20 protein-coding genes and 1 pseudogene are annotated in these 21,342 nt (G+C 69.1%); 9 read left to right on the forward strand and 12 right to left on the reverse strand.

What is annotated here, in order from left to right:
* The first annotated feature begins 38 nt into the window (after window positions 1-38).
* Together OWR29_RS37545 and OWR29_RS37550 are read left to right on the forward strand one after the other, a co-directional pair.
* Window positions 39-506 (forward strand): hypothetical protein, encoded by a 468-nt coding sequence (locus tag OWR29_RS37545; protein ID WP_267568268.1) that lies wholly within the window; start codon window positions 39-41, stop codon window positions 504-506.
* 351 nt (window positions 507-857) lie between these two features.
* Window positions 858-1,544, forward strand: coding sequence for a DUF4396 domain-containing protein (locus OWR29_RS37550; RefSeq protein WP_267568269.1), 687 nt, complete (start codon window positions 858-860; stop codon window positions 1,542-1,544).
* Window positions 1,545-1,988: 444 nt separating this feature from the next.
* Here the strand turns inward: OWR29_RS37550 and OWR29_RS37555 are convergent, their stop codons facing one another.
* Window positions 1,989-2,741: a GAF and ANTAR domain-containing protein gene (locus OWR29_RS37555; protein ID WP_267568270.1), complete on the reverse strand. Its 753-nt coding sequence runs from the start codon at window positions 2,739-2,741 to the stop codon at window positions 1,989-1,991.
* Window positions 2,742-3,087: 346 nt separating this feature from the next.
* On the opposite strand from OWR29_RS37555, the pseudogene OWR29_RS37560 reads away from it, so the two are divergent.
* Window positions 3,088-3,872 (forward strand): annotated as a pseudogene (locus OWR29_RS37560) (sigma-70 family RNA polymerase sigma factor).
* 75 nt (window positions 3,873-3,947) lie between these two features.
* Here OWR29_RS37560 and OWR29_RS37565 read toward each other — a convergent pair.
* Window positions 3,948-4,364 carry a PRC-barrel domain-containing protein gene (locus tag OWR29_RS37565; protein ID WP_267568271.1) on the reverse strand — a complete coding sequence of 139 codons (417 nt, stop codon included), beginning with the start codon at window positions 4,362-4,364 and terminating at the stop codon, window positions 3,948-3,950.
* A gap of 208 nt (window positions 4,365-4,572) precedes the next feature.
* On the opposite strand from OWR29_RS37565, the gene OWR29_RS48340 reads away from it, so the two are divergent.
* Complete coding sequence (locus OWR29_RS48340; RefSeq protein WP_438872705.1) at window positions 4,573-4,950, forward strand: DUF4383 domain-containing protein; 378 nt, start codon at window positions 4,573-4,575, stop codon at window positions 4,948-4,950.
* On the forward strand, window positions 4,920-5,552 hold the full coding sequence (locus tag OWR29_RS37575; protein ID WP_267568272.1) for a DUF4232 domain-containing protein: 633 nt from the start codon (window positions 4,920-4,922) through the stop codon (window positions 5,550-5,552). The genes OWR29_RS48340 and OWR29_RS37575 overlap by 31 nt, the downstream gene beginning before the upstream one ends.
* Here OWR29_RS37575 and OWR29_RS37580 read toward each other — a convergent pair.
* Window positions 5,541-5,732: a hypothetical protein gene (locus OWR29_RS37580; protein WP_267568273.1), complete on the reverse strand. Its 192-nt coding sequence runs from the start codon at window positions 5,730-5,732 to the stop codon at window positions 5,541-5,543. The two genes, OWR29_RS37575 and OWR29_RS37580, sit on opposite strands and share 12 nt — an antisense overlap.
* A gap of 154 nt (window positions 5,733-5,886) precedes the next feature.
* Here OWR29_RS37580 and OWR29_RS48175 point away from each other — a divergent pair, with 154 nt between their 5' ends.
* Window positions 5,887-6,246 (forward strand): STAS domain-containing protein, encoded by a 360-nt coding sequence (locus OWR29_RS48175; protein ID WP_369077360.1) that lies wholly within the window; start codon window positions 5,887-5,889, stop codon window positions 6,244-6,246.
* Between the two features lie 15 nt (window positions 6,247-6,261).
* Here OWR29_RS48175 and OWR29_RS37590 read toward each other — a convergent pair whose 3' ends face one another.
* The 3 genes from OWR29_RS37590 to OWR29_RS37600 form a co-directional block, all read right to left on the reverse strand.
* Entirely contained in the window at window positions 6,262-6,474 is a 213-nt protein-coding gene (locus OWR29_RS37590; RefSeq protein WP_267568275.1) for a glycoside hydrolase family 15 protein, read from the reverse strand.
* A 584-nt stretch (window positions 6,475-7,058) separates the two neighbouring features.
* Window positions 7,059-8,738: a carbohydrate-binding protein gene (locus OWR29_RS37595; protein WP_267568276.1), complete on the reverse strand. Its 1,680-nt coding sequence runs from the start codon at window positions 8,736-8,738 to the stop codon at window positions 7,059-7,061.
* Between the two features lie 21 nt (window positions 8,739-8,759).
* The gene (locus OWR29_RS37600) at window positions 8,760-10,436 is read right to left on the reverse strand and encodes a carbohydrate-binding protein (RefSeq protein ID WP_267568277.1); all 1,677 of its coding nucleotides are present in this window, start codon (window positions 10,434-10,436) and stop codon (window positions 8,760-8,762) included.
* Window positions 10,437-10,625: 189 nt separating this feature from the next.
* On the opposite strand from OWR29_RS37600, the gene OWR29_RS37605 reads away from it, so the two are divergent.
* Window positions 10,626-12,245 (forward strand): carbohydrate-binding domain-containing protein, encoded by a 1,620-nt coding sequence (locus OWR29_RS37605; RefSeq protein ID WP_267568278.1) that lies wholly within the window; start codon window positions 10,626-10,628, stop codon window positions 12,243-12,245.
* A gap of 51 nt (window positions 12,246-12,296) precedes the next feature.
* Here OWR29_RS37605 and OWR29_RS37610 read toward each other — a convergent pair whose 3' ends face one another.
* From OWR29_RS37610 to OWR29_RS37630, 5 genes are read right to left on the reverse strand one after another with little or no spacing between them, the layout of a single operon-like run.
* The gene (locus tag OWR29_RS37610; RefSeq protein ID WP_267568279.1) at window positions 12,297-13,079 is read right to left on the reverse strand and encodes a hypothetical protein; all 783 of its coding nucleotides are present in this window, start codon (window positions 13,077-13,079) and stop codon (window positions 12,297-12,299) included.
* 16 nt (window positions 13,080-13,095) lie between these two features.
* Complete coding sequence (locus OWR29_RS37615) at window positions 13,096-14,661, reverse strand: glycoside hydrolase family 43 protein (protein WP_267568280.1); 1,566 nt, start codon at window positions 14,659-14,661, stop codon at window positions 13,096-13,098.
* Between the two features lie 11 nt (window positions 14,662-14,672).
* A complete protein-coding gene (locus tag OWR29_RS37620) occupies window positions 14,673-15,551 on the reverse strand; it encodes a carbohydrate ABC transporter permease (protein ID WP_267568281.1) in 879 nt (292 codons plus the stop codon).
* A gap of 1 nt (window position 15,552) precedes the next feature.
* A complete protein-coding gene (locus OWR29_RS37625; protein ID WP_267568282.1) occupies window positions 15,553-16,443 on the reverse strand; it encodes a carbohydrate ABC transporter permease in 891 nt (296 codons plus the stop codon).
* Entirely contained in the window at window positions 16,440-17,744 is a 1,305-nt protein-coding gene (locus OWR29_RS37630) for an ABC transporter substrate-binding protein (protein WP_267568283.1), read from the reverse strand. The genes OWR29_RS37625 and OWR29_RS37630 overlap by 4 nt, the downstream gene beginning before the upstream one ends.
* Window positions 17,745-17,803: 59 nt before the next feature.
* On the opposite strand from OWR29_RS37630, the gene OWR29_RS37635 reads away from it, so the two are divergent.
* A complete protein-coding gene (locus tag OWR29_RS37635; RefSeq protein ID WP_267568284.1) occupies window positions 17,804-18,880 on the forward strand; it encodes a LacI family DNA-binding transcriptional regulator in 1,077 nt (358 codons plus the stop codon).
* Between the two features lie 26 nt (window positions 18,881-18,906).
* Here OWR29_RS37635 and OWR29_RS37640 read toward each other — a convergent pair whose 3' ends face one another.
* Window positions 18,907-20,106, reverse strand: a complete 1,200-nt coding sequence (locus OWR29_RS37640) for an EAL domain-containing protein (RefSeq protein ID WP_267568285.1) — start codon at window positions 20,104-20,106, stop codon at window positions 18,907-18,909.
* Between the two features lie 208 nt (window positions 20,107-20,314).
* Between OWR29_RS37640 and OWR29_RS37645 the strand changes: the two genes are divergently transcribed.
* On the forward strand, window positions 20,315-21,337 hold the full coding sequence (locus tag OWR29_RS37645) for a hypothetical protein (protein ID WP_267568318.1): 1,023 nt from the start codon (window positions 20,315-20,317) through the stop codon (window positions 21,335-21,337).
* Window positions 21,338-21,342: the final 5 nt, after the last annotated feature.

Raw genomic sequence — 21,342 nt, forward strand, 5'->3', positions numbered from 1 at the left:
GGACGTTTACTCGGCTGCTACTGCGGTAGGCGCTCGCGATGACCGCGCCTCAGGACGATTCCGCGACTCCCCACGAATGGACAGCGACATTGGCGTGCCTGGCCGACGCGGCCTATGCCTCAAACGTTCATGTGGGTCTGGGGTTCTACGAGGCCGCCGGGGCCTGCGCTGCTCGTCTGCCGATGGCGCGGTTCCGGCCCGCCGCCTCGATATGCCGTGCGGATCGCGCCGGCCGCCAGCGCGACCTGCAGGTGGAGGCAGCCGTGGCGCTAGGGCTGTTCCGATGGCAGCCGGACGACGAACCGCGTCCGGCACCGGGGTGGCTGTTACGTCGTACGCCCGCAGGTCTGGCCTTGATCGCTCCACGGTCCCTAGTGTTCAGCCGCGGACAGCGGCACCTTCCCGCACCCTGGCGGACAGCGGCTCTCACCAGCAGATCGGTGCTGGTGCAATTCGGCCGCGACATCGTCGCCGCCGGGGTGATCCCCTATCTCGATGCGGTGTGACGAAGTCCGTCGCCGACCGTCACCGGAAGAGGAGGCTCGCCCCTGGAAAGGGAGGTTAGCCAGGACGACGCCCACGCCGGAGCGGGACGTCATTGAGCTGTTGCTCGACCAGCACCGCCGGATCAGAGGCTCGCTTGCCATCGTCGAAGCCGGCTCCTCCGACCGGAAGCGAAAAGCGTTGCAGCAGCTCGTCTGATCGCGGCGCACCACAGCGCCGAGGAGCACGTGGTGCACTCCGCTGCCCAGCGACAGGACAGCCAACAATCTAGCGGCCGGGCACCCCTCGCCGTTGCGACTGGTTTCACTCCCAAGACGACTGAACACCACCGGCCGAGGAAAAGGAAGGTTGCTGTGTCGCCGACGTGGCTGACCATTCTCGCGTGGATCGCGCTGATCACCGGCGTTCTGTGCGCCGTCGGCATCCTGTCCGACACCTACCTGGCCGGTCACCGGCAGCAGATGCCAATCATGGAGGCAGTGTGGCCGGTCAACGCCCTCTACCTCGGACCGCTGGCCGTGTGGCTGTACGCCCGCTACGGCCGGCCGATGAGCAGGAAATGGCAGCAGGCCCACGGTGACCCGCCGGACAAACCGCGGTGGGCCACCACGACCGTCGGTGTGCTGCACTGCGGCGCGGGCTGCACGCTCGGTGACATCGTCGCCGAGACGTCGATCTTCCTGCTCGCCGTCACCATCGCCGGGCAGGCGATCTGGGCCGAGCTTATCGGTGACTACGTGCTCGCCCTGGCGCTGGGTGTGGCGTTCCAGTTCTTCGCCATCGCCTCTATGCGCGGCCTGAGCGTCGGCAAGGGTCTGGTCGAAGCCGCGAAGGCCGACGTCCTGTCTCTGACCGCGTTCGAGGTCGGCTTGTTCGGCTGGATGGCCCTGATGGCCTTCGTGTTCTTCCCCGGCCCGCACCTGCAGCCCGACACGGCCGCCTACTGGTTCCTCATGCAGATCGGGATGGCTCTGGGTGTCCTGACCGCCTATCCGGTCAACGCGTGGCTGATCCGGCGAGGCATCAAGGAAGCCATGTGACCGGCGAGAAATCCACGCTGCGCCGGCGTAGCCGACCGGCCGCCGGGTACGCAGCCGACGCCTTTTACACCGACAGGAGTTCGCACCATGCCCGAGGACCGCGACGGTCAGCACGCCGGTGGCAGCATCGTCGACACCGCCCGAGCCAACACCTCCCGAACAAGTCAAGAAGGACAACGAAGCCCGCGAACGCAAGCAGCAGGCCGATCAGCGTCGGACGGAGGATCAGTGAGGATCTCACCGGCCACCGAACCGCCCGCCCGAGCCAGCGACGGGGCCACCGGGGACCAGCTCTCCGTCGCCCGCCATGGCATGTCGCCGTAGGCGTCGCACTCACGTCCATGGCCAAACCGACGTCGTGCCATTGATAGAATACGATCCGTTCGGAGCGCTGCGCTGGCTGACAGTTCGGGCCAGGTAGTGGTCGTTATACCCTCTTCCTCGCTACCGGCGGCGTACCGAGAGTTCACCGGTCTCGACCAGTGACCGAGCCACCTCCACCAGCTTGGTGTTTGTGGTCTGACTCGCCTTGACCAGCAACGCGAAAGCCTGATCGCCGGTGAGTTTGTGTCGCTCCATCAGGATGCCCTTGGCCTGGCCGATGACGTCGCGCAACGACATCGCCCGCAGCAGGTCCTCGCGTTGCTGCGCACCGGCCATGGCCACGGCGGCGTGGGTGGCGAACAGCAGGCCCACGTGTTCGGACTCGTCGTCGAACGCGTCCGGCTCTGAGGAGTACAGGTTCATCGCGCCGAGGTTGTCGCCGGTCACGTACAGCTGTAAAGAGAGCATGCTGCGGATGCCCAGCTCGACGAGACCGCCGGTGAAGCGCGGCCAGCGCTGCTCACTGCGCACATCGGACAACCGGATCGTGCGTCGCTCGAGCACCGCATCAAGGCACGGCCCCTGCCCGGTCACGTACTGGATCTCGTCCACCCGCCGTGCGACATCGGCGCTGTAGGCCGGGGTTTCGACCTTGCGGCGCCCGGTGATCACCGTCAGCGCCGCGCACTGCGCACCTGGCACCGAGTCCGCCGCGGCGTCGGTGATGCCCTGCAGGGTGTCTTGGACGTTGCCGCGCTCCTGCAAGCTGCGCGCCAGCTCGCTGAGTCGCACCGCCAGGTGATCATCGTCGATATCGCCGCCGTACTGTGCGGACGGTTTGCCCCAGCCCTGCTCCTCACCGTGCTGCCCCACCGCTGACCTCCCGATCGCAACGCCGGGACGGCTCCGGACGGACGCTTCATGCCGCCCGGAGTCTTGACCGACGCGCCGTCGCGATCAAACGTTCCGGCCCGCCCGGTGCACGCCCGCCCACGGGCACTGTATGCCCACATCAGCCACGAAGGTACCGTCCGCCGATCATGTACTGCGGTTTGAGTGGCCGATCACCGATCGGCCGGATAGTGTCAGTTCCGACGGTCATGACGGTGCCGACACCGGCAGGACCCACCCATCAATTCAGCCGTGAGCACGACCGGCCTGAGGGTGCGCCACCTGCCTTAGTGATACATCCGCCGCCGGACAGCGGCGGCTTCGTCCTGTGCCGCGCCGTCCCGGCCTAGTAGTCGCCCCTGCAACCCGCACCGACAACGACGCCGAACAAGTACTGGCTCACTACGCCGCTCTCCCGGCCGACGATCCACGCCGCGCAACCTGCCGGGACGAAGTGATCTGCGCCTGGCGACCGATGGCGCACCGGCTGGCCCGCCGTTACGCCCACCGCGGCGAAGCGATCGACGACCTGCACCAGACCGCCGTGCTCGGCTTGATCGCCGCCGTCGATCGCTACGACCCGGACCGGGGCGACTTCGTCGGCTTTGCCGTGCCCACCATTCTCGGCGAGCTCAAACGCTACTTCCGCGACCGCACCTGGGCGCTGCGCGTCCCTCGCAGGCTGCACGACCTGCGCGCCGCCATCGGCGCCGCCGACCAGCACCTGACCACCGTGCTGGGACGCCGGCCGGTCCTCGCCGACATCGCCGCCTACCTCGAGCTCAGCGAGGAACAGGTCATCGAAGGACTGGAGGTCGATTAGGCCTACCGCCCCGCTTCCCTGTCGGCGCCCCGTCGGCATCGACGGCACCGGCGAACTGGGCAAACCGATCGGCGGCCGGAGGCCGGCTACGGGCTGGCCGAGCTGAGACTCAGCCTGGTACCGGCCATTGCCGAGCTGTTCGAACGCGAGCAGCGCATCCTCAGTCTGCGCTCTACGGCAATCAGACCCAGACGCAGATCGCCGCGCAGATCGGCGTCTCGCAGATGCACGTCTCCCGGCTGATCGGCCAGGCACTGGCCAAGCTGCGCCAGCACCTCGACGTCAACTGAGGCAGACCACGGCACCGCGCCGGCGGGCGGAGGCGAGGCCCCGCCCGCCGGCGAACAGCGCACCGCTGCCGGGTGTCAGTACATGATCGGACCAGCCGGATAGGCATAGCCCGGAGTCCAGTACGGCGCGTAGCCGTAGTAGCGGTATACGTCCGAGTAGTAATCGTTCTGGTCAACCAGATCGGGGTCGTAACGCGGGGCGTCAGCGACCTGCTGGGCGGCCAGGTCGACGTGGACCTCGCCGTCGGTGATGTCGCGTACGGCGTCGACTGGGATGAACGACGCGGTCGCGCCGATGCCCAGGAGGCCGCCGTGTTCCACGCGCAGGAACCGCACCTTCTCCTCGTCGGTGTCGATGAGCAGGTCGTCGACCTTGCCGAGGTCGTCGCCGTCGCGGTCGATCACCTTACGGCCGCGGATGTCGGGGCTGGAGTCGGCGACATCTTTGCTGGTGTCGCTCAGTCTCGTCAGCGTGCGTGGCTGATCGGTCATGACCGTCCTCTCCTTGCTGGTTGGCGGTGCGGCCGCCTACCCGGCAGGTGTGCGCACAAACCGCACCACGGAGGCTGAACGTCTCGTATTGTCACGGTGCTGACAGAAGCGCTGTCCAGCAACGCGGACGAGGAACTGAGCATCGATCCGGTACGTCCCCAGCTCGGCCTGCCTGGGAATCCGACCGGAATTGATTAGAAGGCCAATTTTGGGGGATGCCGGGGCCATCGACCTCGTGCTATGGCTCTACGGCCTGGTCATTGACCACGGCAGCGCCGCGAACTTCGTACCCGTCAACACCGCCGACAACTGGCTGCACTTCGTCCTGGGCATCGGCATGATCGGCCTCGGTCTGGCTACAGCCACGACCCGCACCGCGCGATCGGGCCCCATGACCGGAGGTGGTGTCGTCGTCCAGCGCCGTACGACGACACCACCTCCACCACCGCAGCCTTTCCATCATGCCGACCACGCCGCGACGGCGCCTCCCGACCCATGGCAGTCGCCGACGACGCGAATCGGGTATAAAGATCCCGAATGGGGTACCAGCATCCGATGCGTAACGCCTCACGTCCCCTTCTGCTGACCGCCGCGGCGGTCGGCCTGGCGATCGCGGCGGCGGCCTGCGGTTCGACCGCCACAGACCCTTCGAGCGCCGGTCCGGCGCCCAGCGTGACGTCCACTTCCGCACCGTCGGCGTCCCCGACCTCGACCACGTCAGCGCCCGACAGCGGCTCGTCCGGTGACGCGTCACCACGCTGCCATACCGGCGATCTCAAGGTGTCGGACAAACCCGACGCAGGCGGCGGCGCGGCCGGCCATCACGGTGAGTTGCTGGTGTTCGAGAACACCGCCGGGCATGCCTGCTCACTTCAGGGCTACCCGGGAGTGTCGTTCGTGACGGGCGACTCCGGCAAGCAGGTCGGCAGCGCCTTCACCCGCTCGCACGCCGACACCGCGTCAGTCACATTGCCACCTGGCGACCGGGCCTACGCCACCATCCTGCTGGCCGATCCCGGCAACGTCGGCGAAGCCGACTGCAAGCCCGTACACGTCCGCGGATACCGCGTCTACCCGCCCGACGAAACCGCAGCGGTGTTCGTCAGCAAGCCCCAGACAGCCTGTGCCACCTCCGGCAAGGCCGTCGGCCAGGTCCAGCCGATCGCAGCCCACGAATCAGACCAATAGCTTCATCTGATCGAGTTTCGTCCGCGACACCTCTTCCGAGGCGGACTCGGCGCTCGTCACGGCCCGGCATGCCACGCTGGCCTGGACCACTTCGCCAGCCAGACCCTGTCCGCCATGCGCCAGTAGTTCGACGGCTACGCCGAGAAACTCGCCGACTGCCCGGTTAACCGCTACGGTCACGTCCAGTTCTATTCCGGCAACCCGCGGGAGATCGATAACAGCCCGCATCACTGCCTTAAAAGTCCCGATGATGGCATGCTGTGTGAGCGGTCGGCCCGGGCCTCCTGATCATGTGGGCACCAGGTCGATGCCGTCTCCCAGGACACCTGGTGCCATGACCGTCATCGCTCCCCCAGCGTGCTGCCCTTCCTCATTCCTGCAAGGCAACCTCGTCCCGCAAGGGTCGACCGTCCTGCTGTGTTTGCACGGTGACATCGACGTCGACACCACCGATCATCTCGCACATCTGTTCGCCCACGCCACGGCCGGCACACCCGGCGACGTCGTGGTCGACCTTGCCGGCGTCGACTTCCTCGGTGCCGCGGGCGTCCGAGCGCTTCTGATCCACGCAGAGGATCTCGATCGACGACACCTCCGTCTGCAGGTAGTCAATCCCCGGCCGCTGATCCACGAGGTCTTGCGGATCGGCGGGGTGCCAGTCACGGACACCGCCGAGACCCTCCCGTGCCCATAAGCCTGTCCAAGCGTCTCAATGGAGCAGTGAGCTGCTGTGCTGATCCTCGAACGTCGCCGACGTTCGTGTTGTCGCGCCGCTGAGCAGGCAGGCTGAGTTGCCCAGGCCGACCAAACTGAACGCCTGTGGGGTGTTGCCGAGCTGCTGTCCGGTGCCCACGTGGTACTCCTCGGACAGCATGCCCACGTCGTTGCGCAAGGTGAGCGTTCGCTCGATGGCTTCGTTCACGAGTTCCAAACGTAGGTGTCCAACGGCACTGCCGGTCCCGGCGCCAAGCCGAACTGCACCGCGGGGCGCGAACCGGCGGCTGGGACAGCCAGCCCGCCGCTGCGCGGAGCCGGTTCGCCGGTAACGCACTCGAGTGGTAGCCGCAGCAGCCGCCGCGGCCGTACACCTGCCGGCCGCGGATGCCCCGGAGCCGCTTGCAAGCCGGCCCCGACGATCACCATGTGCCCACGCGGCATCTCTCCCCCTCTTCGACGGCACAGCGGCTCGCCTACCCCCAAAACCGCAGAGAAACGACAGGAGGGCCAACCGCGCCAAAGTCTCGCCGACAAGACTGCGAACGTTGCTGGACGCACTCCCGTCCGGATACCTGCGAACACTGAGCACTCGGCCTGTGTCACGTCGAGAGCCAGCCAGGGTCGCTGCGTCAGCGCTTCCGGCGGATTCGAGAAGTCCGTGTATGCCAGCACCACGTCCCGGTGACCGTCCGCCGGTCGGCACAGCACGGCGATGGGGCACGGCCGAGCCACCCGGCCATGCCCCATCGCGCCTACGGCCACCGGTGCTGAGCAGGCGGCCGACCACGGTCAGGAGAAGCGGAACCAGTCGAGGTCGAGGATGTCGGCGGAGTCGTTGGCCCGGGCGACCACGGTGATGCTGGTCGTGCCGGCCGGCACGTTGCTGACGTTGAAGGCGATTTCCTTGTACGCGGTGACCGAGCCGGTGCCGAGCAGGCCGGGCGCGGCGATGACGGGCCCGGTGGCCGAGCCGGCGCGGAACTCGAGCGTGAACGCCTGCGTGGTCGGTCGAGCCGACGAATACCGGAAGACGACCTGGTTCGGCGTACGCCCGCCGAAGGCTAGCCCGTCGTAACGCGCCCAGTCGCCGTTGTTCAGCGAGCTCAACCGGCCCGCCGTGACCGTCGTGCCGCTCTGCGCGTTCCGCGACTCCGCCTCGATTGTTGCGAAGGCATCGCGGCCGCTGGCCGGCGGCGTGGTGGGCGGAGTCGTCGGGGGTGTCGTGGGCGGTGTTGTCGGCGGGTTGGTCGGGGTGCCGCCGCCCCAGTTGGCGCCGCGGCCGGTCAGCGTTCCGTTGACGAAGATCGAGTTCTGCAGCTCACGCTTGAAGTTGGCCAGAATGGCGGCGTTGTCCTGGATCCGGCTGTTACCCCAATAGCCGTCGGTGCAGTTGGGAGAGCCCGCGGTGGCGCCGGGCGGACAGCTGAACTGGCTGATCGCTTCCCAGTTGCTGTTGATGTACGAAACGGCGCGCAGCACATCGGTGTTGCGGTTGATGTAGGCGAAGTACTGGTCGTACCAGCTGCCGACCTTGGTCCAGTCGCCGCCGAGCGAGACGCGGTTGTTGACGGTGACGCACGAGGCGTCGAGATTGGCCGTGCGGTAGGCCTGCGGCGTCGACTCGGCGATCATGGCCGGCTTGCTGTGCGCGCGGGCGAAGTTGAGCACCCGGTCGTAGAGCACGGTCGGCGTGCTGGTCGGGGTGTCGCACGCCCACTGGTACTGCCGGTAGGTGGCGTCCCAGTAGAAGGTGCTCAGTCCGACGTAGTCGACGACGTCGTCACCGGGGTACCAGTCGGCGAGGTGGTTGGGGTTGCTGAAGTCGAACTTGTACTGCGGGTCGCCGTCCTTGGCGTAGCTGGCGCTTTGCCACACCGTCTTGATGTTGGTCGCCCCGAGCGTGGTGATGCGCTGCTTCACCACCCGGAACGCCTGCTTGTAGAAGTCGGTGTTGTAGCAGTTCCACGGCCCGTCGAACTCGTAGCCGACGCGCAGGTAGACCTGGCGGCCGGTGTTCTTGAAGTAGGTGAGCAGGTTGTCGAGGTTCTGCCGATACTGCTGGCCGAGCGCACCGGCGATGTCGGCATCGTTACGGTTGAGGATGGCTCGCAACGGCTGGTTGACGCAGCCCGGGTTGTCGGCCAGGTAGAGACCGACCGCGACGGCCGCGCCGGGGTATTCGGCCAGCGTCTGGTTGAAGTTGAAGACGTTGCCGTTCAGGTTGCAGGTGACGGTCAGGCCGTTGCACGAGTTCGGCGAGATGTTGGTGTAGAGGGTGACGCCGCCGGGGCGGGGGAAAGCCGCGTCGCGGTCGAGCACTTGCTGCTTGTAGGCGGTCAGGTCGGGGGTGGTCTGCCCGGCGAAGAAGGTGATCTTGCCGGGTGGCAGGGCGGCTTCGGCTGGTGAGGCGGCCACCGCGATGAGGGGGACGGCGAGCGCGGCGAGGCCGGCGAGGATTTTTCGGAGCACGGTTTCTCCAGGGGTGGGGGATCAGTTGAACCGGAACCAGTCGAGGTCGAGCACCTCGGCGGAGTCGTTGGCCCGGGCGACCACAGTGACGCTGGTGGTGCCGGCGGGCAGGCGGCCGAGGTTGAAGGCGATTTCCTTGTACGCGGTGACCGAGCCGGTGCCGAGCAGGCCGGGCGCCGCGATGACCGGGCCGGCGGCCGAGCCGGCGCGGAACTCGAGCGTGAACGCCTGCGTGGTCGGTCGAGCCGACGAATACCGGAAGACGACCTGGTTCGGCGTACGCCCGCCGAAGGCTAGCCCGTCGTAACGCGCCCAGTCGCCGTTGTTCAGCGAGCTCAACCGGCCCGCCGTGACCGTCGTGCCGCTCTGCGCGTTCCGCGACTCCGCCTCGATTGTTGCGAAGGCATCGCGGCCGCTGGCCGGCGGCGTGGTGGGCGGAGTCGTCGGCGGGTTGGTCGGAGTGGTGGGGGGTGGGTTGGTGGCGGTTCCGCAGGTGGTGGCGAAGCCACGGTCGGCCAAGCCCTGACAGAAGGAGGTGCGAGCGGCCGTGTACTGCGAGAGCCGGCCGTCGGCGAACCACGTCGAGCCCACCGGGAAGTCGAAGCTGCCGTCGGCGATGCCGTCCCAGCCGTACCGGAAATCGAGGTTGATGTAGACGGCGGCCTTGATGACGTTGCTCAGGTCGTAGGTGCCGGACAGGTTGGGGATCGGCCCGGAGTAGTTCATCAGCCCGAAGAACCGCTTGACCCAGGTGTCGCCGCGGACGGGCTCCAGGCCGCGGGTGTCGGTGTCGTCGGTGAAATTCATCATCCCCGACTCCGACACGATCATCGGCTTGCCGTGATCACGGGCGAATTTCATCATCTTGAGGACGTTGCCGTCGTAGTCCCAGTTCTTCCAGACTGCCGCGGGGTTGCCGGCGCTGTCGGTGCCCAGGTAGGCGTTGCGGCACTGCAGGGTCGAGGTGTCGTAGTTCTGCGGCGGGGTGCCGTTGTAGAGGTACGCGCCGTTGTCACGGATCGGCATGCACAACTCGTGCGCGAAGATCGACACGCCGGCCCAGTCGGTCGCCGCGTCGCCCGGGTACATCTGCTCGTACTCACCGCGGACCGGGTGGAAGACGTACGTGACGTTGTCCTGCCTCTTGCGGCCGTCGACCAGACTGCGGATCTTGGCGAAGGCGTTCTTGTACGAGCTGCAGGAGGCGTCCGTGCAGTGGTAGAAGCTGGACACCTCGTAGTCGAGGCGCAGGAAGAACTTGGCGTTCGGGTAGGCGTTGACGAAGGCGATCAGGTTGTCGAACTGCGCGGCGTGCTGCCCGGCCGCCAGCTCGGCAGTGACCGCGCGGGAGCGGGCGGCCTTGGTGGTCTCGTCGCCGCCGGTGTAGCCGGGCGGATTGTCCTTCCAGGAGACGCCGATCTGGACTGCCTTGCCCTGCTGGGCCAGGAAGGTGGCGTAGTCGCGGTGGCCGGCGTTGACCCAGGTGCCGGACTTCACCTCGTAGTAGACGGAGCCGCCGCTGGGCGCGGCGGCGAAGGACGTGTAGTCGTCCCAGGCGGCCTTGGTCGACTGCCCCAGCAACATCAGCCGGCCGTTCGTGGGGGCGAACGTCGCGGCGCCAGCGCGCGGGGCGCCGGCGGTGAGCAGCGCGGCGAACGCGACGACGGCGGCGAGGCCGGCGAGGTATCTGCGAAGCATGCCGGTACGGTACGAACCCGTCGATGAACTTCGAAGCGTTTTCGAAACATCCCGTTCACATGGCCGTGCCCGCCCCGGAGTTTCGAAACTCCTGGCTCGCCGCCGGTCACGCGCCTACGGTCGCCACAGTCCCGACGGCCGGTCTGCGGTCCTCGCGGCCGGCCGCCGCCGGCATCCGAGGAGAGTCCCTTGCTGAGAGAACCCATCCGCCGCAGGGGTGCGGCCTTGCTCGCTGCCCTGCTCACCACCACCCTCGTGGCCGTGGCGTCGCCCGCCGAAGCGAGCCGTCCGCTGACTGCCCGCAACCTGCCGGCCGGCGGGCGCGTGTTGTTCTACCTGGGTCAGGACAGCACCACGCTGGCCGATCTGAAGACCGACGTGCTGGACACCGACCGACGGTTCCCCCGGCCGGCCGGGGTCACGCTCTACACCAACCTGGTCGGCTCGCCGATGAGCGGCATGTTCCAGCCCACCGACTACGGCGCCGGCGAGAACGACTTCCCCGCCACGATCAACGAGTTCGGCGGCGGGCTGGCCGTGGGCCTGTACCTTTCCGACCCCGCGCAGACTCCGTTGAAGGCGTACGCCGGGTCGGCCGACGCCACGACCGTGGCCCGCTACCGCAAGTGGCTCGACGAGTTTCTCACTTATCTCGACCGGACCGGCCGTGATGTCTTCCTGCGCATCGGCTACGAGTTCGACGGGGCCTGGAACGCCTACGACCCGGAGCTCTACAAGCAGGCGTACCGCTACATCGCCCAACGCATCGACCAGCTCGGCGCCCGCCGGATCGCCACCGTGTGGCAGAGCGCCACATGGCCGCGCGCCGAGCAGGAGCCGTACGCGGCGACCGCCGCCGGGCACTGGGATCGCTGGTACCCCGGAGACGAGTACGTCGACTGGACCGGCCTATCGCACTTCTACGGCGAGCAGTACGGCCGCTACCAGTGGAGCTGCGAAACACCGGAGAACATCGCCGCCATGCCGTTGCAGGTGCAGCAGTCGCTGCTCGACTTCGCCCGCAAGCACCGCAAGCCGGTTTTCATCTCCGAGTCGGCGCCGCAGGGCTTCGACATCGGGGACAAGACCGCCGGGTGCATCTTCGCCGACCCGACGACCGGCGGACCCCGCCCGGCAGTGAAAGTCACCGCCCAGCAGATTTGGGACATCTGGTACGCACCGTACTTCCGATTCATCGAGCGCAACCGCGACATCGTCCGCGGCTTCGCCTACATCAACACGAACTGGAAGTCGCAGTCGATGTGGCACTGCCGGCCGGGTGCCTGCGCCAACGGCTACTGGGGCGACAGCCGCATCCAGGCCGATCCGCTGATCGCGGCCCGGTTCCGGGCCGAGGTCGGCAAGCCGATGTACGAGCACGGGCCGAGCCGGGCCCGCGGGTTCGAGGCGCCGGACTTCTCCGGGCCGGGCCGATCCGAGGGCGAGTACGCCGACCTGCCACAGGGCGGCGCCACCGGCATCGCGATCGCCGACCCGACCGCCTCGAACGACGGGGCCGCGCTGGTCTACGCCAACGGCGCGTCGCTGGAGTTCGACCACGTCGCTGCCGGTCGCACGCTCGGGCTGCGCTACGCGACCACGACCGACGCCGTGCTTCTCACCGTCCTGGTGAACGGCGTCGCCCGGCACACCGTCGCGCTGCCCAACCGGGGCGCGGCCACCAACTGGGCCGACGTGAGGCTGCCGGTGACGATCCCCTGCGACGCGAGGGTGACCCTGCGCTTGGACAGCGGCGACGTGGTGTGGATCGACTACCTCACGCCCGGGCAGCACCGCCGGGCGGGGTGAGCGGCTCCGGTGCCTCCCCGCCTCCCCGGGAGAGGCACCGGAGAACGGTCGTCACCCGACCGGCAGGCTCGTGCCACGGTAGACCCGGTCGAGCAGGGCGAAGAGAGGGCGGTCGTACGCCAGCAGGGCCGCCCGGGTGCTGACGTTGTTGTGCACGCCGTCGCCGCCGGCCGGACCCCGGTAGTTGACCCCGAAGTACGACTGGATGCCCTCGGCGAAGTACTCCTCGACGTTGCTGCCCGCGTAGGTGTTGGTCCAGAGGCCGGCCCGGCGGGCCGCGTCGAACGCGCGGGTCAGCTCGGGCTGGAAGGCCGGGTCCACGTGGCGCAGGGCCATCAGGTGCAGGGTGTGCCCGAACTCGTGGACGAACACGTTCTCGCCGCCCTGACCGTCCAGCACGTTGCTCTCGGTCGAGGCCGACAGCGGGAACGCGTCGGTCGCCCCGAAGCCGGCCCAGTAGCGGTCGTCCATGGTCGTGCCGAAGCGCTGCCGTACCTCAGGGACGGCACTCATCCGCTCACCCCGGGCGACGACAACCACCCGCACGTCACGCCGGGCCAGCTCGGTGACCGGCCACGACGGATAGGTCCAGAGCAGGGTACCGAGCTGGGCCTGCACGCGCAGCAGGGTGGCGTCCTGGAGGTAGGCAGGGCCGAGCACGGGCAGTCCCCACGCGTCGACGTACTTGCCATACCAGCGGGTGTCGAGACCGTACCGGTCGATCACGGACCGCGGGATCGGGCCGACCGTGGCCGCCGCGGCCGGCCCGGCTCCGGTGGCCACCGCGACCAAGCCCGCGCCGGCCGCGGCCAGCAACTGCCGTCTGTTCACCATCAGATACTCCTTTCGCTCAGGGGTGTGGTTTGTAGGTCACGGCGGAGAAGTCCGCCGCGAGCTCACCGCCGGTCAGGTCCTGCGCCCACAGGCCGAAGAACGCCCCGGTGAACCCCCACGTGCGGGGGACGCCGCCCTCGGACTCCTGGGCGTACTCGTCGGAGAGGATGCTCGCGTCGAACGGTCCCCACTCGACGTCGCCGTACGAGCCGCGCAACGCGCCGCCGGTGAGCTCGAGCCGCAGCCGGACCGGCCCGGTTACCGGCACCGCCGGCCGGTACATCGTCAGCCGCCCGCGGTCGCGGGCCAGCACGTCGACCACCGGGCCGCTCTCCTCGTCCCAGCCGATCCGCAGGAAGTACCAGTTGCGGCTGTTGTAGTAGGCGGTGATCCCGGCCATCTGCTGGTAGTCCGACGGGGCGAAGCCGACCGTCGCCTCGAAGGTGGCCTGCGCGTGCTGGACGCGCCGCCCGACCAGGCTCACGCCGGACAGCGAGCCCGGCGACCGGCCGCCGCGCACCCGCAGCCGGCCGGCGCCGGTGCTGATCCAGGCCGGCGTGGCCGACCGGCGCAGGGTGTTCCAGTGCGGGCCCAGCTGTGGGGCGGTGAAGTCGTCGGTCTCGGGCTCGTCGGGCCACGGGCACGCCGGCAGCTGCGGTCCGTCGACCAGATCGTGCGGCACACCACCGGCGATGCGGGGCCAGCCGTCGCCGGTCCACGTGATGTGCTGCAGGGCGGTTTCGCGGCCCAGGATCGAGCGGCCGCGCGGGCCGAGCGGACGGGCGGCCAGGTGCGCGAGGTACCACCGGCCGTCCGGGGTCTCGACCAGGCTGCCGTGGCCGGCCTTCTGCAGCCGCAGGTCGGGACGGTGCACCGAGGTGAGCAGCGGGGTTTCCGGGTCGGTCTCGTACGGGCCGAGCAGGCTCCGCGACCGTGCCACGGTGACCTGGTGGAACCACTCGGTGCCGCCCTCGGCGGTGACCAGGTAGTACCAGCCGTCGCGCCGGTAGAGGTGCGGGCCCTCGGTCATCCCGGCGGCGCTGCCCGCGTACAGGTCGACCGGCTCACCGACCAGACGCCGCGAGCGCCGGTCGTACTCCTGGACGATGATGCCGTTGGCCCACGGCCGTCCGGGACGCCAGTCGGTGCGGTTCGACAGCAGCCAGCTGCGGCCGTCGTCGTCGTGGAACATCGAGGGGTCGAAGCCGCGGGCGTGCAGCGGCACCGGATCGCTCCACGGTCCGTCGATCGACGCGGCGGTGACCACGTGGTTCGGCGTGTCCCAGAAACCGCCGGCGTACGACTTCACGTCGGTGTAGACGAGATGGAACGTGCCGTCGGCGTACGACAGGCAGGGCGCCCAGACACCGCCGGAGTCCGGGACGCCGCTGAGGTCGAGCCGGTCGGTGAGCACGCCGCCGATCGGCCGCCAGTGCACCAGGTCGCGCGAGTGGTGCAGGCGCACCCCCGGATGCCATTCGAAGGTCGAGGTGGCGATGTAGAAGTCGGCGCCGACCCGCAGAATCGACGGGTCGGGGTGGAAGCCAGGCAGGACAGGGTTGCGGATGGTCCCCGCGGTCATCAGTGGTCTCCTCACTTGCCGAAGCCGGCGGCAAGGCCACTGAGCAGGTGGCGGCGGCCGAACAGGTAGAGGGCGAGCACCGGCAGGGTGGACAGCACCACGGCGGCCATCAGGCCGGGGACGTTGGTGCCGAACTGGCTCTGGAAATTCCACAGGCCGAGCGTCATGACCCGGCGCTCGTCGCTCTGGGTGAGCACGAGCGGGAACAGGAAGCCGTTCCAGGCGTTCAGCCCGACGAAGATGCCGACGCTGACCAGCCCCGGCCGGGACAGCGGCAGCACCAGCGTGCGGAACACCCGGCGGGAGTCGGCGCCATCGACGGTCATGGCCTCGTACAGCTCGTTCGGGATGTCGCGCAGCGTGCTGGTGAGCACGACGATCGCGATCGGCAGCGAGAACGCCGCAGTGGGCAGGATGACCGCGCGCAGCGTGTCGTACAGCTCGAGCCGGGTGATGATCAGATAGATCGGCACGATGACCGCCTGCGCCGGCACGGCCAGGCCGAGCAGGAAGACGGAGAAGCTGAGCTTTACCTTCCGGCTCGGGTTACGGACGATCGCGTACGCGGCCGGCAACGCCAGCGCCAGAACCAGAGCCACCGTGCCCGCCGTGACCAGCAGACTGTTCCCGAGATAGGTGGGGAATCCCAGGCCGAACAGAGCGGTGAAGTTGTCGAGCGTCGGGTTGCTCGGCAGGTCGAGCGGGCCCTGCTCGACGTAGGCGTCCTGGCTGCGGAAGCCGGTGACGACGATGTAGTAGATCGGGACCGCGACAATGACGAGCCAGATCGCGGACAGGATCCCGGCCGGGAGGTTCCGGCCGCGACGACGGCGAGCACGCCGGGCCGGCGACGGCTTCGCAGTTGCGCGGACCGCCAGGTCGGCACTCATCTCAGGCTCCTTCCCGGTCGCTGGCCATCCGGTGGTAACCGGTGAGCCGCACGACCACGACCGACAGCAGGGTGCCGACCAGCACGAGCAGCACCGCCAGCGCGCTGGCGTATCCCATCTCGAAGCCGTCGAAGCCCTTCAGATACATGTGCAGCGGCAGGACACGCGTGGACGTGCCCGGTCCGCCCTTGGTTGTCAGCAGGATCATCTCGAAGTAGGTGAGCGAGCCGACCAGCATGAGCACCGACGAGGCGACAATGGTGTTGCGCAGCTGCGGCAGCGTGATGGCGAAGAACTGCCGTACGCCCGTCGCGCCGTCGATCGCGGCCGCCTCGTACAGCGACGCCGGGATCTGCCGGGTCGCCGACTGGTAGAGCAGCGTATGGAAAGGCACGAACTGCCAGGCGATGACGGAGGCGATCACATACAGCGCCTTGTCCGGGTCACCGAGGAAGTTGCCGTCCGGCGCCCCCAGATACCGGCCGAAGTCGGCCGCGAGCCCGAAGTTCGGGTCGAGCAGCGACACGAACATCAGCGCGATCGCCGCCGAGGACAGCAGCAGCGGCAGGAAGAACAGCGTCGACAGCACGGCCCGGTTGCGCTGCGGCCCGGCCGCCCACACGCCGATGAGCAGCGCCAGCGGTGTCTGCAGCAGCCACGAGACAACGGTCAGCAGCACGGTCCGGCCGATGCTGCCGCCGATCTCCGGGTCGCCGGCGAGCGCCGACCAGTTGGCGGTGCCGATCCACTGCGGATCGCCCAGCCCGTTCCAGCGGGTGAAGCTCAAGTAGACGACACCGCCGACCGGCAGGATGCCGAGGGCGGCGAAGTAGAGCACCGCGGGCGCGGCCCAGACGAATCCGGGCCGCGCCCTGTGCGCGGCGGTGGTCACTTGGCCTTGGCCATGGCGGCGGCGAACTCGGCCGGCGCCATCTGGTCGAGGAACACCTTCTGCAGGTTGGTCAGCAGCGTGGCGCTCACCGCCGGGCTCAGCGCCTGGTCCCAGGACTGGGTGAAGGTGGGCGCCTGGGCCACCAGGTCGTAGGTGAAGGTGGTGAACTCGGCGTTCGGCTTGGCCTTGAGGGTCGCCTCGATGCCCTTGACCGCCGGCACCTGCCCCGCGTCAATCAGCCCGTTGATGTACGCGTCCGAGGTCAGCGAGTCGGCCAGGAACTGCTCGGCGACGTCCTTGTGCGTCGAGTTCGCGGTGACCGAGTAGTAGTTGCTCGGGTTGCCCACGACCGCCTTGGGGTCACCGGCGCCACCCTCGTACGCCGGGAACGGCACGTAGCCCAGCTTGCCGTCCTTGATCAGCTTCGGGTTGGCCGTCTGCTGCAGCGAGAAGTCCCACGTGCCCATCAGGTGCATGGCGGCCTTGCCGGTGGCGAACAGCTTCGAGGCGCCCTGGTTGTCGTAGTTGACCGAGGCGTAGTTGCTGCCGAACGCCCCTCGCTTCACCAGGTTCTGAATCTCCTCGAGCGACTTGATCACGGACGGGTCCTGCCAGGCCCCGTCCTGGCCGGCGACGATCGCCTGGAATTTGCCGGCGCCGCCGATGCGGTCGAGCAGATACTCCAGCCACATCAGCTCGGTCCAGCCCTGCGAGCCGGCCAGCGCGATCGGGGTGATGCCCTTGGCCTTCAGCGCATCGACCACGGTCAGCAGCTCGGCGTGGGTGGCCGGTGGCTCCACAGCGGCCCGGGCGAAGACGTCCTTGTTGACGAACAGGACGACCGGCAGGACGCCGAGCATCGGCAGGCCGTACTGCTTGCCGTCGACTTGGCCGACCTCGAGCACGCTGGGCAGGAACTTGCTGCTCAGGTCGGGGTGCTTCGCGATCAGGTCGTCGAGCGGCTCGGCCTGGCCGGCCTCGACGAACTGGGCGAGGTTGCCGCCGCCCCAGTTGAAGAAGACGTCGGGCGCCTGCGGGGATCCCATCGACACCTGCAGCTTCTGCTTGTACGCGTCGTTGACGTAGGTGACGAGCTGGACCTGGCGGCCGGAGGCCGCATTGAAGGCCTCGATGCTGCTGGTGGCGATCGGGTTGACCGCGGCGTCCTCGAGGGCCCAGACCTGGACCTTCGCTGTGTCGCCGCCGGCCTCGGCGTCGGCGCCACTGCTGCCGCCGCAGGCGGTGACGGTGGCGGTCAGCGCGGCGGCGGTAGCCATGGAGAGGAACGTTCTACGCTGCATTTTACGAAACCTTTCGCTGGTTTCGGAGTCGTTATGAGTCGGTGTACGGTGCCGATCACATGGCATGGCCATCGATCGAGCAACACTTTTCGAAACTCGGGGGCAAGACGATGTCCACCGGCAAGCTCACCCTCACCGCGATCGCCCGCGAGGCGAACGTGGCCGTCTCGACGGTGTCCAAAGTGCTCAACGGGCACACCGACGTGTCCCCGTCCACCCGGCGCACGATCGAGCGCTTGCTGGCCGACCGCGGCTACCAGCGGCCACGCGGCGCTCGCCGCCCCGGCCGCCGCACCGACCTGATCGACCTGGTGATCAACCAGCTCGACAGCGTCTGGGGCCTGTCGATCCTCACCGGTGTCGAGGAGGTCATCGAGGAGGCCGGGCTGAGCCTGGTGGTGTCATCGGTGCACAACCGGCAGTCGCTGACCCGCCGCTGGCTGGAGTCGCTGCTGGCCCGCGGCTCGGCGGGCGCGATCCTTGTGCTCTCCGAGCTCACCGCCCAGCAACGCGACGACCTCGGACGCCGGAACCTGCCGTTCGTGGTCGTCGACGGGGTGAGCCAGCCGCCCCCGGACGTCCCGTCGATCGGGGCCACCAACTTCACCGGCGGGTACGCCGCGACCGAGCACCTGATCCAGCTCGGGCACCGCCGCATCGCGGCCATCGGCGGTCCCGAGCAGTTGCAGTGCACCCGGGCCCGCATCGCCGGCTATCGCGCCGCCCTGGACAGCTTCGGGCAACCGTACGACCGAAGCTTGGTGCGCTACAGCAACTTCCAGCACGACGGCGGCCTGCGCGCCGCCGGCGAACTGCTCGGCCGGCCCGAGCGGCCCACGGCCGTCTTCGCCGGCAGCGACCAGCAGGCCACCGGAGTCTACGAGGCCGCGCGCCGAGCCGGCCTGAGCATCCCCGGTGACGTCAGCGTGGTCGGCTTCGACGGCCTCAACTTCGCCGAGTGGACCGCTCCCCCACTGACCACCGTCCGACAACCGCTGCACGAGATGGGGGTGGCCGCCACCCGCACCCTGTTGCGCCTCATCAACGGCGAACGCCTCGAGTCCACTCGCATCGAACTGGCGACCGAACTGGTCGTCCGCAACAGCACGGCGCCGCCGTCAGGCCCCTTCGCCTAGGCTTCGCCGCCCGGGCCGGCGCCGGGTCAGAGCCGTTGCAGCAGGACCCGGCCGACCGCCGCGACCGTCTCGTGGTCCTCGGTGAACAGCACTCCGGCGCCCGGCCGCCGGCACAGCGCCGCGGCATAGCCGGGTGTGCTCACCACCAGGCTGCTCTCGCCTGGGAACGGCTGGCGGCCGCAGTCCGGCCCCAGCACGGCTGTGTAGACCGCCTGGCGGGTGACCCGCTCGATGCGCGGCAGCCACTGCTCCACATCGCCCGGAACGCAGTACGAGCCGAGCACCACAGCGTGTTCCTGTCCGCCGACGGCCGCGCTGATCCGCTCCAGGGCCGCCCCGACCGTCGCGTCCCCGGCCAGACCGGCCGAACCCCTCGTGGCCACGGCAACCTCGAACGGGCTCCCGACCGGCTGGTGCAAGCCGGGCCGGGCGGCGCGCACCGCCGGCGTCCGGCCCACCGGCGCCCGGCCCAGGGCGGTGATCGGACCCGGCCGGCCGAAGTGCCAGCCCTGTCCCCAGGTTGCCCCCAGGCGCAGCGCGACGTCGATGTCCGCGGCCGTCTCGATGCCCTCAGCGATGACCGTCGCGCCGGTACGCCGCGCGGTGGCCGCGACCACGGCCGCCACCTGCGCAGTGGCCGGCGCGGACGGGCGACGGAGCAGGTGCATGTCGAGCTTGATCACATCGGGCTCGATGAACGGCAGAAAGGCCAGGGACATGGGGTCGGCGCCGACGTCGTCCAAGGCGATGGCGTTGCCCAGCCGGTGCGCGTGCCCGGCGATGCGCAGCAGCGCTCCGGGGACCGTGGAGAGGGCTCGCTCGGTGTACTCCAGAACGATCCGGAACGGCGGACCGCTCAGCAGCAGTTCCAGCATCCGCGGGGACAGCGGCTGGTCCAGCACGGCCGGTTCGGCGTTGATGAACAACATGGGCGGCGGATCGGCCGTGCCGAGCGCGCATTCCAGGGCCCGCTCGGCGCAGAGCATGTCGACCGGACCGAGCTGCCCGGCCTCGTTGGCGGCGGCGAACAGCTCGTCGGGGCGTTCTAGCCGGGTGCCGGCGGGCCCTCGGGCCAATGCCTCCGCTGCCACCACGGCGCCGGTGGCGAGGTCCACGATGGGCTGGAACACCGGAGTCACGAGCCGGTGCCGCAGGATCGTCGCCACCTCCGCCACCGGGGCGACATCCGGAAGGGTGACCGCATCGGCCGGCGTACGCCTCGTCATGCCACCCCCTCGGGATCGACCGGGCACCGCGAGCTGCGGCTGGTCGTACCATCGGCCGCCGGAGGCCGAAGCTGAGCCCACAATCCAGGTGCGCAGCAAGCGCAGCGAACGAGCGGGGACGATCGCGCCCACACGTCTGTTCAGATCTTCCGCGGCGAAGCCGATCGGAAGGGTCGACCGGCAGAAAGCCGTAGAGGAAGAGGTGGGTATGCGGCACGTGCGCACTGGTGCTGCTGTGCTGGCTGTCGCCACGGTGTCCGCGCTGGCCGCGGTCGTCGCGGCCGCGTCCCTGCCCGCCTCGGCGGCCGCCCCGTTCGTCGTCCTGGTCGATCTGGCCCTCGTCAGCGCCCTGACCCTTGTCTTTCACCGCACCGCCCGGCTTCCAGGGGCGCCGCCGGCCACGGCCCGGTTCTGGGCGAGCCTGACCCGGGCGCTCGCGGCGTACGCCCTCGGCATGGCGGTTGATCTCACCGGGCTGGTGGTGGCTGCCGTCCGCGGCCGTGAGGTGCCGATGTTCGGCGCTCAGCTGATCTATCCGATCGCGGGCCTGCTCACTCTGTACGCGGTGTTCCGCTACCCCACAACCACGCGGAACCGGTCGCAACAGGTGCGAATCGGCTTGGACGCGGGCATCGTGCTGCTGGGTGCCGCCTCCTTCATCTGGTATTTCTCCGTCGGCAACCGGTGGTCGCCGGGCAGTGGCTGGTTGTCTCTGTCCGAGACGCTGGCGTTGCCGGTCATGGTGCTGGTCGCCGGGTTCGGTGTGCTGCGGGTCGCGCTGGTGGGAACCCGGCTGCTGGCCCGGCCGACGGCGATCTGCTTCGCGGCCTGCGTGCTGCTGGCCGGGATCGCCACCGCCCTGCCTGCCCGGCCCGGGGTGGCCGCTCTGGCGCCCACGGTCCTGCTCCTCACGGCGCAACTGTTGTCACTGACCGGCGCACTGTTCCAATACCGCATCACGGCTTCTGGGACGGCACAGTCGCCTGGCCGGGTCCGCCGCCCGTTCAGCGCGCTGCCGTACGCCGCGTCGGTTGCCGCCTTCGGACTGCTGGTGTTCGCAATCGGGCCGGTCCTGGACGCGCGTCGCTGGGGCGTGCTGGTCGCCTCGGTGGGCTGCTCATCCTGGTCACCGTCCGCCAGTTCGCGGCGCTGCAGGAGAATCACCGCCTGCTGGAGGAGAACCGGAGCCTCACCGATCGGCTGTGGCACCAGGCTTTTCATGACGAGCTGACCGGC

Source organism: Paractinoplanes pyxinae (genome assembly GCF_026626335.1).
GTDB classification, from domain to species: Bacteria; Actinomycetota; Actinomycetes; order Mycobacteriales; family Micromonosporaceae; genus Actinoplanes; species Actinoplanes pyxinae.